We start from the raw sequence: 1,359 nt of genomic DNA, 5'->3' as shown, positions 1-1,359 counted from the left end.
CTAAAGCAGCAATGACAGAGTAAATCAAACCACCCCAAAATGTTAACCTAGCATAAAGATCTACCGTCTTTAAGTTTCTACTTGCTTTACATACGCGACTTATCAGCTTGATTCTTACCTCATCAGCTAAAGATACAACTTCAGGACTATCTTTTATATTTTTGTATTTAGAAAAAGATTTATTGATCTGCCATTCAAGATCACTAAAGGTTGTCCTCATACTTTTATTAGACATTATCACTATATTAGTAGCTATATATACACCAGAAACAATCAAAATCAAACCAGGAACACTACTAATTCTTAGAAAAACAGCAATAGCGGCGATAGCTCCAGGTATAGCTAGCGCCTTATTATTACTATTGGATATAAAGTCCATTAACTTAGAGCTAAACTCTAAATTTTTCTGATCGATTTCATTTAACAATTTACTTACTGAAAAATTATGGAAATAAATCTCATAACTTTCTTTAAATTTCGAATTGATTCGATTGGTATTTTTAAGCAACCATTGTAAAGAAGTTAAGTTATCATGCGGCTCATCTAAAAGGCTTTTTATCGCCCTGCGCATTACTTCCTTGCGCTCCCCCTGATGCACATCATCTGCAAAAACAGTACTACAAACACTAGTCATATCTTCCAGCTTCGCCCTGGGAGATTGTATAGCTTTTAAAGCGGTATAATCAATTGACAAAGATATCGTATACTTAGAAGCGGCCTCTTCACTTGATACTAAAAAAAGACTCTTATTCTCAGACGGGACATAAAGATCAGATATTTCTTTTAAAACATCTTGGATTTTGAAAACCAGCTTAACTGCACATAAAAAACTATCTTTGTCAGAATCCTTATGTGTAACGCAAGTAGAAAAAATATAGAAGCAATCTGGAAGATTGCCTGACTTAGATATTCTAGACCAAAAAGCACTTTCATCAGCATGAAGAGGAGGAGGCTCCTTCCAGTAATTAGGCTGCAAACTGAAAACATAATAGTCAGGACGACTCAGCAAGTCATCTAAGTCTACAAAATTTGCTTTTTGTAGAGCGTTTTCTAGGTCCGAACGATTGCAAAGCGATGGCACACGCACCATCGCTTTAGCCTGGATTTCTCATAGCACCTCAGCCAGTACCGCACTCAGGCTAACACCGCTAAACACCTATTGGCTCGACTTACATCGGCTACTTTTTAACCACTTTTCGTCGTTCAGACACACCTCCCCCTTCCCCCCATTGCGTCGGGCCGGGGGAGCCCGAGCAGTCAGTTCGGCACCAACCGCCTGACGAGATCGGATAGCGCCGTTTTATAGGGGTAGCTGTCACTCATGAGTACGCGGATTCGACGCGTATTGCGGATGATGAC

Annotated in this window: 1 protein-coding gene; it reads right to left on the bottom strand. The window is 39.3% G+C overall.

Going from position 1 to position 1,359, the window contains the following annotated elements:
• Positions 1–1,090 (bottom strand): hypothetical protein (locus tag ACT3XD_RS19535; RefSeq protein WP_444280697.1); only part of this gene is annotated, 1,090 nt, incomplete at its 3' end.
• Positions 1,091–1,359 lie beyond the last annotated feature (269 nt).

It is taken from the genome of Halomonas sp. AOP7-B1-5 (assembly GCF_052353045.1).
GTDB lineage: Bacteria > Pseudomonadota > Gammaproteobacteria > Pseudomonadales > Halomonadaceae > Vreelandella > Vreelandella colorata.
Note: the sequence above shows the minus strand (reverse complement) of the source record. Positions and strands in the feature narration are given on the sequence as shown.